This window comes from Microbispora sp. H10836 (assembly GCF_012999525.1).
In the GTDB taxonomy this organism is placed as follows: Bacteria; Actinomycetota; Actinomycetes; order Streptosporangiales; family Streptosporangiaceae; genus Microbispora.
On the sequence record NZ_JABBWU010000001.1, the window covers coordinates 562,867 to 575,796 of the forward strand.

The following is a 12,930-nucleotide window of genomic DNA, read 5'->3' on the forward strand; positions in this document are numbered from 1 at the left end:
CCGGATCAGCAGCGTAGATCAGGGTGTGAGGTCGATCCTGCGGCCGTTGACCGCCGCCGGCTCCTCATCCCACAGGCCCGCGACCGCCGCCGCCAGGTCCTTCACGTCGGTGAAGGTCCGGTATGGCTTGTCGGGGTTCGCGGCCCTCATCTCATCGTGCACCAGCGCGTTGACCACCAGGACCACCGCGGCGGCGGAGGTGTCCTTCAGCGCGTCGGCCAGCGACAGCGTCCACGCCTCGGCGGCGGCCTTGGCGGCGGCGTACGCCGCGCCGCCCTGCGTGGGCCTCTGGGCCGCCCGCGCCGAGACGATCACGAAGCGCCCGTTCCCGCTCGCCCGCAGCAGCGGCTCGAACTCCAGCGACACGTTCTGCAGGGTCCTGATCAGCAGGTCGTGCAGCAGGTCCCAGTCGCCGAGCGAGGTGTCGGCGAAGGTCTTCGACCCCCGCCAGCCGCCGACCAGGTGGACGACGCCGTCCACCCGGCCGTGCTCGGCCCGCACCCGCTCGGCCAGGCCGCGCACCGCGTCCCGGTCGAGCAGGTCGACGGCCAGACACCCCTCGGCGCCGGACTTGTCCACGCCGATGACCGTGTCCCCGAGCTCGGCGAACTTCCCGGCGACGGCGCGGCCGGCCGGGCCGCCCGCCCCCGTGACCACGATCACCCTGCTCATCGCACGTCCCTCCAGATCCGCGCTCACGCCCGGATGCCCCGGGTCGACTCCACCACGTCGGTGAGCTTACGGCGCAGGGCCTCGTAGAACATGCTCAGGGGGAACTCGTCGGGCAGCACGGCGTCGACCATGGCCTTCTGCTCCGTGGGCAGCGCCTGGACGCCCTGCTTCCACGCCGAAGCCGGGTCGGGCTCGACGTAGGTCGCGACCAGCTCGTGCGCGGCGAGCCAGTGCGCGCGCTTGGACCGGTCGATGCCGTCGCGGTAGAGCTTCTCCACCTCGCCGCGCAGGTCGGCGACGCCGTCGGCGACCCGCGACCAGTCGATCGTGAGCCGGTTGTCGGTCCACCGCACGATGCCCTGCCGGTGCAGGTAGGCGAACAGCAGCTGGCCGCCGAGCCCGTCGTAGTTGCGCACCCGGTCACCGGTGATCGGGAAGCGGAACAGGCGGTCGAACAGGATGGCGTACTGCACGTACCGCGCGTGCGGCACGCCCGCCGCCTCCAGCTTCACGGCCTCGCCGTACGCCGTGAGGTCGCAGCGCAGCTCCTCCAGGCTGTAGAGCCAGTACGGCATGCGCTGCTTGATCATGAACGGGTCGAACGGCAGGTCGCCGTGGCTGTGCGTGCGGTCGTGGACGAGGTCCCACAGCACGAACGTGTCCTGGGCGAGGTCCTGGGACGCCAGCAGCCGCGCGGCGTCCGGCGGGAGCTCCAGCTTCAGCGTGGCCGCGGCGGCCTCGCTGACCCGGCGGAACCGGGCCGCCTCGCGGTCGCAGAAGATGCCGCCCCAGGTGAAGCGCGGCGGGGTCTGGCGGACGACCACGGTCTCGGGGAACAGCACGGCCGAGTTGGTGTCGTAGCCGGAGGTGAAGTCGACGAACGTGATCGGCACGAACATCGGGTTGTCGTAGCCGCCCGCCTCCAGCGCGGCGAGCCACTCGGGCCACACGACCCGGATCCAGACCGCCTCGACGTTGCGGTCGGGGTTGCCGTTCTGCGTGTACATCGGGAAGACGACCAGGTGCTCCAGTCCGTCGATCCGCTGGGCGTCGGGGTGGAAGACGTTCAGCGAGTCGAGGAAGTCCGGCTTGCCGAGCCCGGCCGCCACCCACGCGCGGAAATCCCTCATGACCGCGTCGAGATACTCGGCGTCGTGCGGGAAGTGCGGCGCGAGCCGGGCGATGCCGTCGACGATCTCGCTGATGCACGCCACGGCCTCGTCGTGGTCGCCGGTGACGGAGCCGTCCTTGGCCTGGAGCGGGCGCAGCCGCTCGACGGCGGCCTTCAGCCGGGCGAACTCCTCCGCCACCTCGGGGCGGGACGCCTGGGCGGCGCCGGACGCCTCGGGCACGCGGGCGGCCCAGGTGACCAGGTTGCCCCACAGCTTCTCGTGGTCGTAGTCGCGGATCGAGTCGTCGCCGAACAGGTCGGAGTCGGCCAGGACGACCACGCGCCCCCTGCCGTGCCGTACGGCGGCGACGAGCGGGGCGGACGCGGGGTCGGCGGACGCGGAGGTCTCGAACAGGACGCTCGCCCCGGCCGGCACGCCGAGCGCGCCCGCGCGGTAGAAACACGCCCGGCGCACCTGCGCCAGCAGGTCCTGGGCCACGCCGCCCTGCCCGGGCACGGCCTGCGCCGAGGGGACGCCGAGGACCCAAGTGGCCACCGTGTTGTGGCAGTTTCCCGGGTCCTGCACGGTGGTGTGCTCCACCGTGACCCCGAACCGGGCGAGCAGGCCGGCCAGGTTGCTGCCGTACTTGTCCTGCTCGTGCTCGGCCAGCACGATCAGCCCGCCGCCGTCCGCGACGTACGCCTCGACGGCGTCGATCTCCTCGGCGGTGAAGACGGGGCTGCCGACCCCGGTGGTGCGCTCCCAGCGCCCGGCCGAGGGGTGCGCGATCACGAAGACGTCACACCCGGCCAGCACGTCCGGGGTGACCGGGCCCTCGGTGTGCGCGCGCACCGTGTGACCGAGCCGCCGCAGCGCCTCGGCCGCCTCGGCGTAGCTGTTGTCGTCGGGATGGGCGGGATTCATGGCCTCGGCGACCTCTCGCCGGATCGTCCACGCCTCGCTGTGCGCCTCGTCGAACAAGACCGCCGGGAACGCCTTCATGAAAAATCTCCCGTAGTGTTAGCCATCTTCAGGAAAATATACACATACCTCGCTCTGTGGCGATAAGTCGCCCTAGCGGATGACGAGACATCACCCGAGCGGAGGACGAGTCCCCGCGGGTCGCCCACCTACCGTCACCGGCCGTAGGGAGACAGACCCGAGCAAGGGGAAAGATCGATGTTCAAACTGTCCGACTCGGTGGCCTTCCGGCGAAGCGTCACCGGAGTCCTGCTGTTCGTCGCGCCGCTGCTGCAGTTCGTCGCGCTCCTCGTCGACCCCGGCACCTGGGGCGACGACCGCGAGATTCTCAGCTACAGCGACAACCCGGCCCTGGCCCAGCTGGAGTCGGCGCTCTACCACTGGAGCTGGCTGCTCGTCCCGATCGCGGCCTTCGGCCTGCTGCACCTGGTGCGCAAGAGGTCCGTCGTCCTCGGGCACATCGCCGGCGGCATGACCATCGTCGGCTACATCAGCCAGTCGGCGCTGCTCATGATGGACCCCGTGGAGTGGTGGTTCGGGCAGCACTACCCGGTCGAGCAGGGCCAGAAGATGTTCGACGAGGTGTTCAACCTGCCCGGCACCATCTTCGGCTTCGTGATGCCGTGGCTCTACCTCGGCATGGTCGGCCTGCCGCTGCTCCTGCTGGCCGTCTGGCGCACCGGCTTCGTCCACTGGTGGGTGCCGGTCGTCGTCGCCGCCGGCTACCTGGGCTCGCTCGCGGTGCCGTACAGCCCGGTGATGATCCCGTTCTGGGGCGCCCCGGTCATCGCCCTGGGCTACCTCGGCCTCAAGGTGCTGCGCATGACGAACGCCGAATGGGCGTCGTACTACCCGAGCGCCGACCCCGGCGTCACCACGCCCGACTCGTACGCGAACACGACCGCCTGAGCGCGGTCGCGCAGGTTCAGCTTCATGAGCACGCGGGCGACGTGGGTCTTGACCGTGGCCTCGCCGACGAAGAGCTCCTTGGCGATCTCGGCGTTGGTGAGGCCGCGGGCGAGCATCCGCAGCACCTCGAGCTCACGCGGGGTGAGCTCGGCGAGCTGCGGCGGCCGCACCGGCTCGTGCCGGCCGGCGAAGGAGGCGATCACCCGCGTGGTGACGGCGGGGTCGAGCAGGCCGTCACCCGCGGCGACGACCCTGATCGCCTCCACGAGCTGCTCCGGCGGCGACACCTTCAGCAGGAAGCCGCTGGTCCCCGCGCGCAGCGCGGCGTACAGGTTCTCGTCGGTGTCGAACGTCGTCAGCATGACGACCTTCGGCGGATGCGGCGCGTCGAGCAGCTGCCGGGCCGCGGTGAGGCCGTCCATGCGCGGCATCGAGATGTCCATCAGCACGACGTCGGGCTGGACCCGGCGGGCCAGGGCGACCGCCTCCACGCCGTCGGCGGCCTCGCCCACGATCTCCATGCCGGGCTCGCTCTCGACCACCATGCGCAGACCGGCCCGGATCATCGCCTGGTCGTCCGCGAGGACGATGCGGATCGTCAATTCGTCGCCTCGCTCATCGGCACTCCCTGGGAGATCGGCAGCGTCGCGCGGACCCGGAAGCCCCCCTCCGGCAGCGGCCCCGCGTCGAGGGAGCCGCCGAACAGCTCGGCCCGCTCGCGCATGCCGATGAGCCCGTTGCCGGTGGACAGCGCCGGTCCTGCGCCCCCGCCATTATCGGCGACCTCCAGCTCCAGCCGGTCACGGCGGTAGGCGAGCCGGATCCGGACGTCGGCGTTCCCGGCGTACTTCACCGCGTTGGTGAGGGCCTCCTGCACGATCCGGTAGGCCGACAGGTCGAGACCCGGCGCGAGGTGAACGGGCTCGCCCTCCGTCTCCAGCGTGACGCGAAGCCCCGAGGACCCGACGGTGGAGATGAGGTTGGGCACCATGTCGAGCCCCGGCTGGGGCAGCGCCTCGTCCTGCGGCATCCGCAGCGCGCCGAGCATGATCCGCAGTTCCTCGACCGCCTCCCGGCCCGCCTGCTCGATGCCGGACAGGATCGTGGTCTCCGGGGAGTGCTCGCCCTCCTGCGACGCGCCCATCCGGCGGCGCAGCGCGCCGGCCTGCATGACCATCATGCTGACGCTGTGGGCCACCACGTCGTGCAGTTCCCTGGCGATCCGGCTCCGCTCCGCGGCGACGGCCTCGGCGGCCCGGCGTTCCCGCTCCATCTCCAGTCGCGCCGCCCGCTCGCTCATCCGGTGCGCGCGCAGCAGGTAGCCGCGCAGGGCCAGGCCCGTGGCGTACGCCGAGCCGAACATCACCGTCAGGTAGATGACCTCCTCGAACGGCAGGAAGCGGTGGTCGACGGCCCCCGAGTCGAAGATCAGGATGCCCGCGAGCGCCCAGGCGCCGCCGTGCTTCATGCGCAGGTGGGCGCCGATCGTGTGGAAGACGATGAGCAGCGCGGCGAGCTGCCAGACCGGGCACTGCTCGTGGCCCTGCCGGTGCCAGGCGTACTGTGCGAGGATCATCAGGATGAACACCGCCACCGGCGCCTTGCGGCGATACCAGACCAGCACTCCGGTGACCAGCGCCTGCCCGACCCACCACAGCTGGGGATTGCGGGCCGCGCCGTACTCGGTGGCGACCGTGAACGCCTCGAGGGTGCCCAGCGCCATGATGGCCAGGCCGATCAGAAGGTCGACGCGGGGAACCGAGCGGAGGGGGGACACGCGCATGACGCGCAGAGTAACCCCTATCCGGCAGAGCGCGCAGCAGGGAACAGGCGTCCCGCAATCAGCCTGCAAGTCATCGTCAAGTGACCGCGCGATCATCGCCCTGTATCAAGTGGGTGTCGGTCACGATACTCATCTTGTCGAGCACTGTCCGCGCTGAGACGCTTGAAGCGATCCGAACACGCCTAGGAGACGCAGATGCCCCGCCTGCACTCCCTCATAGCGGGGCTGGGCGCGTTCGCCGCGTTCGCGGCGCCCATGCTCCACCCGCACCCCAGCGGCTCCACCGACCGCGTCACTCCCGGCGGCGTACGTGTGGAGTCCTCCTCGCACGTCCGCATCACGCTGCTGGACGACCGCGGCGTGATCAAACAGATGATCCGCGACTACGACGTCGACCTGGCGAAGGGCAGCGGCTTCACGGTCACGCCCGACGGTGTGGTCGTGACCGCGACCCAGGTCGTGCAGGCCGCCGACGACCCCCGGGTGTACGCCGCCAACCGGGTCTTCGCCGAGTACTTCAAGGTGAAGATCCCGGCCGACTTCAAGCGGCACTCGCTGGACGACCCCGACCTCGACCGGCGGCTCAAGGCGTGCTACCCGCCGCAGCAGACCGACTCGACCTGCATCGCGGACGTCACGACGAACGTCACCGTGCACCCCTACCTCGACCCGCCGCCGCCCGGGGGCCTGCCCGCGCAGATCCTGACCACCGGCGCGTCCCCGGCGGCCCCGGCCGTGCTCAAGGTCACCAAGGGCGGCGAGAAGCAGACGCTGCCCACGGTGCCGCTGGGCACGGTGATCGGCGGCGCGGTCGAGTCGCTCGACGTGATGACGCTGACCGGCAGGCCCTCGGCGAAGGTGGCGCCCAAGCTCGACACCGCGCACCTCGACCCCCCGGGCAGCCGGACCTTCAAGGAGCGCGACAAGGTCCGCAAGCTGCTCGACGACGGCGCGGCCGGAGCGGCCCTCATCGACGACGGCAAGAGCGAGGTGATCGGGTTCATCTCCGGCGGCGGTGACCAGCCCATGGCCATCACCCCCGCCGACGAGATCCGCAGCGCGCTGGTCGCCGCCGGCGTCACCCCGCGCCGCGGCCCGGTCGACGTCGTGTACGAGAACGCGCTCGCCTCCTACCACAACAAGCTCTACACCGGCGCGATACCCGCGCTGCAGCAGGTGCTCAACCTGCGGCCCGACCACGTGGTCGCGGCCGACCACCTGCGGGACGCCCGGGCCAAGGCCGGCACGGCCGTGGACACCGGCAACCGGCCGGTGGCCCGTCCCGCACAGGCGGAGCAGCCCAAGTCCGGGGTGCCGCCCTACGTGTGGGTGGCCGGCGGCGTCGTGGTCCTCGCCCTGCTGGCCGGGGGCGTCGTGCTGCTGCGCCGCAGGAGCGCCGCGGGAGCGCAGGACGGCGACGGCCCGGCCGGCGACGCCTACCTCGGCGGCGTCCACACGGACCCGGGCGCGGCCGAGGCCGGGGCCGTCCACTCCGGGGAGACCTCCTGGCCGCCGTACGCCGTCACGCGGGTGTTCGGGGCCGAGGCCGCCCGGTCTCCGGAGGTCATGGGGCCGGCTCCGGTTCCGCCGGGTCCCGTGTCCGCCGGTGCCGTGTCCGCCGGTCCCGGGCCGGCGGACCCGTCCCCGCCGGGCGGGCGGTCGTACCCCGCGGACCTGTCGCCGCCGCACGGGCACGCGCAGCCGGGCGATCCCGCACCGCCGCGCGGGCCTTCGTATCCGCCGAACCCGTCGTCGCCTCCGCAGGGACAGGCACAGCTGAAGTTCTGCACGCAGTGCGGCATGCGCCTGGGCCAGGGACACCGTTTCTGCGGCTTCTGCGGGAATCCAGTCGATTCGTGAGCAATGTGCTCATAAGCAATAGAACATTCAAGGGGGAGGCCGCATGACAGAGGGGCCGGTGATGCCGCCGCTCGTCGGGCGGCGGCTCGGCGACTACACCATCGAGGCGGTCGTCGGACGGGGTGGCATGGCGACGGTCTACCGGGCGCGCGACCAGCGGCTCGGCCGGGCCGTGGCGTTGAAGGTGCTCGCGCCGCAACTCGCGCACGACGACCGCTTCCGCGACCGGTTCGTGCGGGAGTCGCGGATGGTGGCGAGCATCGACCACCCCAACATCATCCCGGTGTACGAGGCCGGCGAGCGCGACGAGCTGTTGTTCATCGCCATGCGCTACGTCGAGGGCAGCGACATGCGCAAGCTGGTGCAGTCGGAGGGCCCGCTGCCCGTCGGGCGGGCCAACCCGCTGTTCGCGCAGATCGCCTCCGCCCTGGACTCCGCGCACGCCCACGGGCTGGTGCACCGCGACGTGAAACCGGCCAACATCCTGGTCACCCAGTCCGACCACGTCTACCTGACCGACTTCGGGCTGACCAAGAGCTCCGCGGCCGAGGCCGGGCTGACCAGCCACGGCCACTTCATGGGCACCCCGCGCTACGTCGCTCCCGAACAGATCCGCGGCCTGCCGGTCGACGGCCGCAGCGACCTGTACGCCTTCGCCTGCGTGGTGTACGAGGCGCTCGCCGGGCAGCCGCCGTTCCAGCGGGACACCGAACTCGCGCTGCTCTACGCCCACGTCTCGCACGACCCGCCGCCGCTCACGCCGTACCGGCCCGACCTGCCGCACGCGGCGAACGCCGTGATCACGCGGGCGCTGGCCAAGGCGCCGGCCGAGCGGTTCCCGACCTGTCAGGCCTTCGTGTCCGCGCTGCGCGACGCGATCAGCGGCGGCGCGGGCGACCCGGCGGGGCCGGTCTCCCCGTCCTATCCCCCGGTCTCCTCCTCCTATCCCCCGGGCTCTCAGGCGTCTCCCGGGCCCTCGGTGCCCCCGGTGTCCGCCGGGTCGTACCCGCAGGAGTCCTACCCGCAGGGGTCGTACCCGCAGGAGTCCTACCCGCAGGGGTCGTACCCTCAGGGGTCCTATCCGCAGGCGACGCCCTCCTCGTTCCCGCCCGGCACCCGGCCGCCCGTCTCCCACGCCCCGGGCTCGGTGCCGCCGCAGTCGGTGCCCTCGGCGTCCCGCCCGCCCGTCAGCCACCCGCCGGGCGCCGGGGCCTCCGGTCACAGGCAGGCCCAGGGGCACGGCTCTTACCCTCCCGAGTCGTCGCACGCGCAGGCGACGGTCGCGTCGGCGGCCTCGCCGGGCCGCCGGCGGGGACTGCCGCTCGGGCCGCTGATCGGCGGTCTGGCGGTCCTGGTGTCCATCGCCGTCGCCGCCGCGCTGCTGCTCACCCGTGGCGGCGACGCCGCCGCCACGTGGAACACCTACCCTGGCAGCACCGCCGCGCCGTTCACCATGGCCTACCCCGCGACCTGGGGCGAGGCCAGGACCAACGCCGACCAGTGGATGATCGCCTCACCGGCCGTGGACGAGTTCGACGCGTTGTTCGCGGTGCCGGGCAACACCGACTGGTCGAAGGTGAACTCCGTCATCACGGCCCATCCGGACCGGGCCACAGGGGTGTTCGCCCAGGTCAGCAACACCCTGAGCACCTCGGACTCGCCGTTGGAGCTGCAGGAGAGCCTGGGCCCCGCGCTCCCCGGCGTGACCACCTACTACGGCGTGCCGACTCCCACCACCGTCGGGGCCAAGCCCGCGTTCCGGATCGAGGGCGTGCTCAGCGACCCCCAGCAGACCGGGCGCCTGGACTTCTCCGCCTACGTCGTCCGTCAGAGCGACGCCGGCACGACCGTCCTGATCGCGTTCTTCTGCCCGGCCGGCCGGTGCGACCGCCCGCTCATCGACCACATGGTGAACACGATCACTTTCAAGTAGCCCGCCAGTCCCGCCAGTCCCGCGCGCCGTCGAGGACGGCCCGGTGGACCGCGCGGGCGATCCGCGCGCCCCAGACCGAGCGCGGGCCGCCGAACGCCTCCACCGGGCCCTCCTCCCGTACGGCGACGCAGACGGCGTCCGACGCGGTCCCCGTGCAGGGGAAGCCCGCCTCGATCAGCGCCTGCGTCTTCGCCTCGGTCACCGTCATCACGGCGTTGACCAGTGCCGGGTCGGAGAACGCGACCGGGACGGCCACCAGGATGTTGATCGTCCCCGGGCGCGGCACGCTCGCCCCCGCGTCTCCCGCGCCGACGGCCTCCCGCGCCGTCTCGGAAGCGGCCGCTCCCGCGGCCTCCCCCACACGCTCCCGCACGGACTCCCGCGCGGGCTCTTCGCCCGGCTCCGCGGCGGCCGGCACGCCGGGGTCGGGCACGCCCTCGGGCGAGGCCGCCCAGGTCGGCACGCCGAGCCCCACCGTGGCGACGGCCTCCGCTCCCCCGTCCGACGCGGCGGCGTAGCGCTCCACCAGCGCCGCCGTCATCATGCCGACTCCGGGACCGCCGGGGCCGAGCGCGTCCATGTGCTCCACCGGGTCCATGCGTGAGTAACCGGCCGCCACCTGCGCGTTCAGCACCCACTCGCGGCGGCCGACGCCGCCGCCCAGCATGGCGGAGGAGATCATCCGCCAGCCGGGCCCGAACCGCCACAGCAGCGCGCCGAGCCGCAGGCCGTCCTCCACGCGGTACGTCAGGGACGGCCGCGCCAGGCCCGTCACGTTCCCTCCACGGGAGTCATCCGGGAGGTCAGCGGCCGGACCAGGTGGACGAGCGGGCGCCCGTCGGGGCCGGGCTCCACCCGCACGCTGGCGCCGAAGTGCTCGGTCAGCAGCGGCTCCGCCAGCACCCGCTCGGGCGGCCCGGCCGCGACCGCGCGCCCGGCGGCGAGCAGCACGAGCTCGTCGGCGTACTGCCCGGCGAGGCTGAGGTCGTGCAGCGTCGTCACGACGGTGAGGCCGTCGGCCAGGCGCAGCCGGTCGACGAGTTCGAGCACCTGCTGCTGATGGCCCAGGTCGAGCGCCGTCGTCGGCTCGTCCAGCAGGAGCACCGGCGCCTGCTGCACCAGCGCCCGGGCGAGCACGACCCGCTGCCGCTCGCCGCCGGACAGGTGCCCGAGCGGCCGGGACGCGAAGCCGTCCAGGTCGAGCCGTTCCAGCACCGACCGCGTCACCTCGCGGTCCCGCGGGCTCTCGCTGCCGAGATAGGGGATGTACGGCGTGCGGCCCAGCAGCGCGTAGTCGTACACCTTCATGTCGGGCGGCAGCGCGGGACTCTGCGGGGCGTAGGCGATCAGCCGGGCCCGGCGGCGTGGGCGCAGGTCGTCCACGGCCGTCCCGTCGACGAGCACCTCGCCCTCCCTCGGGACCAGCCCGGCGACGGCCCGCAGGAGCGTGGACTTGCCCGCGCCGTTCGGCCCGATGACCGCCAGCCACCCGCCGCGCGCGGCCGACAGCGTGACGTCCGTGAGCACCCGCCGCCCGCCGAGGGTGACACCCACGCCGCGCGCCTCGATCGCCGGGTGCCCGTCGCCGCTCACGTCTCCACCCGCCGGGTCACGCGCAGGACGGTGACGAAGAAGGGCGCGCCGACGAACGCCGTCACCACCCCGATCGGCAGCTCGGCCGGCGCGAGCACCGTACGCGCGATCGTGTCGGCCAGCACGAGGAACGCGGCGCCGCCGAGGAACGACAGCGGCAGCACGATCCGGTACGACCAGCCGGCGAGCCGCCGGACCACGTGCGGCACGACGATCCCGACGAACGCGATCAGCCCGCTGACCGCGACCGCCGCCGCGGTGGCGAGCGAGGCGGCCAGCAGCACGGCGAAACGCACGCGCGCCGCGTGCAGGCCGAGACTGACCGCCTCCTCGTCGCCGACCGACAGCACGTCGAGCAGCCGCCCGTGCAGCAGCATGACGACGGTCGACACCACGGCGTACGGCGCGATCATGCGGACCTGGTCCCAGCCGCCGCCGACGTCGCCGAGGATCCAGGCGTAGATCCGCTGCAGTTCCTCCACCTTGAGCTGCTGCACGAAGGTCTGGATCGCGGTGAGGAACGAGGTGACCGCCACCCCGGCGAGCACGAGCGTCGCGGTGCCGCCGCCCCGGCCCGCCGTGTGGCCCAGCGCGTACGCGAGGAACACCCCGCCGACGGCCCCGGCGAAGGCGGCGACCGGCACCGCGGTCACCCCGGCGTCGCCGCCCAGGAAGACCACGACGAGCGTGACCGTGAGACCGGCCCCGGCCGCCGCGCCGAGCAGGTACGGATCGGCCAGCGGGTTGCGGAACACGCCCTGGTAACCCGCCCCGGCCGTGGCGAGCAGCCCGCCCACGACGGCGGCGAGCAGCACCCGCGGCACCCGGAGCTGGAACAGCAGCCCCTCCTCGACCGGCGCGAGCCCCGAGTGCAGGGACACCAGCGGCAGCCGGTCGAGCAGCGCGAGCGCGATGGCGCGGGGCGAGATGCCCGCCGCGCCCGCCACCAGGCCGACGGCGAGGCTGGCCGCAAGCACGGCGGACGCGACGAGCAGCGCCCGGCCGCGCCGGGCCGGGGTCACGGCGTCACCACGCATTCACCGGCCACGCATTCACCGGCCACGCGTCACACCACCACGGGCTCAGCTCGCCGCCTTCTGGACGGCGTCGCCGACGGCCTGGGCGAGATCGGCGACCCGCGGCCCCCAGCGGGAGGCGATGTCGTCGTCCAGCTCCACCACGCGGCCCTTCTTCACCGCGGACAGGCCGGACCAGCCGGGCCGCTTGGCCAGCGCGGCGGCGTTCTGGCCGCAGCACTTGGTGTCGCCCAGGAAGATCAGGTCAGGGTCGGCCTTGGCGATGAACTCCGCCGACAGCTTGGGGTACCCGCCCGCCGCGTCGGGCGCCTCGTCGGCGATGTTCTTCAGCCCGAACAGGTTGTAGACCTGCCCGAGGAAGGTGCTCGACGTCGCCGCGTAGGGCGTGCTGTCCAGCTCGTGGTAGTACGTCAGGTTCTTGCCCTTCGGCGCCGCCGCCGCGAGGGCGTCGAGCTTCTCCTTGACGCCGTTCGCCACCTCTTCGGCCTTGGCCGTGTTGCCGGTGACCGCGCCGAGGTCCCTGATCTGGTCGTAGGTCTCGTCCAGCTTGGTCGCGGCGGGTTCGAGCAGCACCGGCACGCCGACCTTCCCCAGACCGGCCACGACGCCTTCCAGGTCGTTGGCGAGCACGACGAGGTCGGGCTTGGCGGCCACGATCGCCTCGACGTTGGGCTTGAACCCCGACAGCGAGGTCTTCGGCGCCTCCGGCGGGTAGTTCGACTGGTCGTCCACCGCCGACACCTGCGCGCCCGCGCCGATCGCGAACAGGATCTCGGTGGCCGTGGGCGAGAGCGACACGATGTGCTCGGGGCGCTTGGCGATGGTCACCGCGCCGTTTCCGGCCTGCACGGTGACGGGGAAGGCGGCCTGCCCCGTGCTGTTCGAGGCGGCGGTGTCCGAGACTGCGGGGGTGGTGGCCGCGGACGTGGCGGCGTCGTCGGTCTGGCCGCAGCCGGCCAGTCCGAGCACGCCCAGCACCACACCCGCGACGGCCGTGCGTACGGGCCTCACGAGGGTCCTCCATCAGGGGGAATGCCGGGAATCGAGGGA

The 12,930-nt window shown here is 72.8% G+C and carries 11 protein-coding genes; 3 read left to right on the plus strand and 8 right to left on the minus strand.

Going from position 1 to position 12,930, the window contains the following annotated elements; all coding sequences use genetic code 11:
* Positions 1 to 18: 18 nt before the first annotated feature.
* Complete coding sequence (locus HHX30_RS02600; RefSeq protein ID WP_169978917.1) at positions 19 to 672, minus strand: SDR family NAD(P)-dependent oxidoreductase; 654 nt, start codon at positions 670 to 672, stop codon at positions 19 to 21.
* A gap of 23 nt (positions 673 to 695) precedes the next feature.
* Positions 696 to 2,786: a DUF6421 family protein gene (locus HHX30_RS02605; protein WP_169978919.1), complete on the minus strand. Its 2,091-nt coding sequence runs from the start codon at positions 2,784 to 2,786 to the stop codon at positions 696 to 698.
* A 177-nt stretch (positions 2,787 to 2,963) separates the two neighbouring features.
* On the opposite strand from HHX30_RS02605, the gene HHX30_RS02610 reads away from it, so the two are divergent.
* On the plus strand, positions 2,964 to 3,674 hold the full coding sequence (locus HHX30_RS02610; protein ID WP_169978921.1) for a hypothetical protein: 711 nt from the start codon (positions 2,964 to 2,966) through the stop codon (positions 3,672 to 3,674).
* On the opposite strand, the gene HHX30_RS02615 is transcribed toward HHX30_RS02610, so the two are convergent.
* Both HHX30_RS02615 and HHX30_RS02620 read right to left on the minus strand, forming a co-directional pair.
* Positions 3,614 to 4,276, minus strand: coding sequence for a response regulator transcription factor (locus HHX30_RS02615; RefSeq protein WP_169978923.1), 663 nt, complete (start codon positions 4,274 to 4,276; stop codon positions 3,614 to 3,616). The two genes, HHX30_RS02610 and HHX30_RS02615, sit on opposite strands and share 61 nt — an antisense overlap.
* The gene (locus tag HHX30_RS02620) at positions 4,273 to 5,457 is read right to left on the minus strand and encodes a sensor histidine kinase (protein ID WP_169978925.1); all 1,185 of its coding nucleotides are present in this window, start codon (positions 5,455 to 5,457) and stop codon (positions 4,273 to 4,275) included. The genes HHX30_RS02615 and HHX30_RS02620 overlap by 4 nt, the downstream gene beginning before the upstream one ends.
* A gap of 195 nt (positions 5,458 to 5,652) precedes the next feature.
* Here HHX30_RS02620 and HHX30_RS02625 point away from each other — a divergent pair, with 195 nt between their 5' ends.
* Positions 5,653 to 7,317: a zinc ribbon domain-containing protein gene (locus HHX30_RS02625; RefSeq protein ID WP_169978927.1), complete on the plus strand. Its 1,665-nt coding sequence runs from the start codon at positions 5,653 to 5,655 to the stop codon at positions 7,315 to 7,317.
* 43 nt (positions 7,318 to 7,360) lie between these two features.
* On the plus strand, positions 7,361 to 9,250 hold the full coding sequence (locus tag HHX30_RS40490) for a serine/threonine-protein kinase (RefSeq protein WP_211591442.1): 1,890 nt from the start codon (positions 7,361 to 7,363) through the stop codon (positions 9,248 to 9,250).
* Here HHX30_RS40490 and HHX30_RS02635 read toward each other — a convergent pair.
* The 4 genes from HHX30_RS02635 to HHX30_RS02650 are packed head-to-tail and all read right to left on the minus strand — an operon-like array spanning position 9,243 to position 12,891.
* On the minus strand, positions 9,243 to 10,025 hold the full coding sequence (locus HHX30_RS02635) for an adenosylcobinamide amidohydrolase (RefSeq protein ID WP_396703127.1): 783 nt from the start codon (positions 10,023 to 10,025) through the stop codon (positions 9,243 to 9,245). The genes HHX30_RS40490 and HHX30_RS02635 overlap by 8 nt on opposite strands.
* The gene (locus HHX30_RS02640) at positions 10,022 to 10,843 is read right to left on the minus strand and encodes an ABC transporter ATP-binding protein (protein WP_311922048.1); all 822 of its coding nucleotides are present in this window, start codon (positions 10,841 to 10,843) and stop codon (positions 10,022 to 10,024) included. Before HHX30_RS02640 ends, HHX30_RS02635 begins: the two co-directional genes overlap by 4 nt.
* Positions 10,840 to 11,880, minus strand: a complete 1,041-nt coding sequence (locus tag HHX30_RS02645) for an iron ABC transporter permease (protein ID WP_169978929.1) — start codon at positions 11,878 to 11,880, stop codon at positions 10,840 to 10,842. Before HHX30_RS02645 ends, HHX30_RS02640 begins: the two co-directional genes overlap by 4 nt.
* 45 nt (positions 11,881 to 11,925) lie before the next feature.
* On the minus strand, positions 11,926 to 12,891 hold the full coding sequence (locus HHX30_RS02650; RefSeq protein WP_169978931.1) for an ABC transporter substrate-binding protein: 966 nt from the start codon (positions 12,889 to 12,891) through the stop codon (positions 11,926 to 11,928).
* Between the last annotated feature and the right edge of the window lie 39 nt (positions 12,892 to 12,930).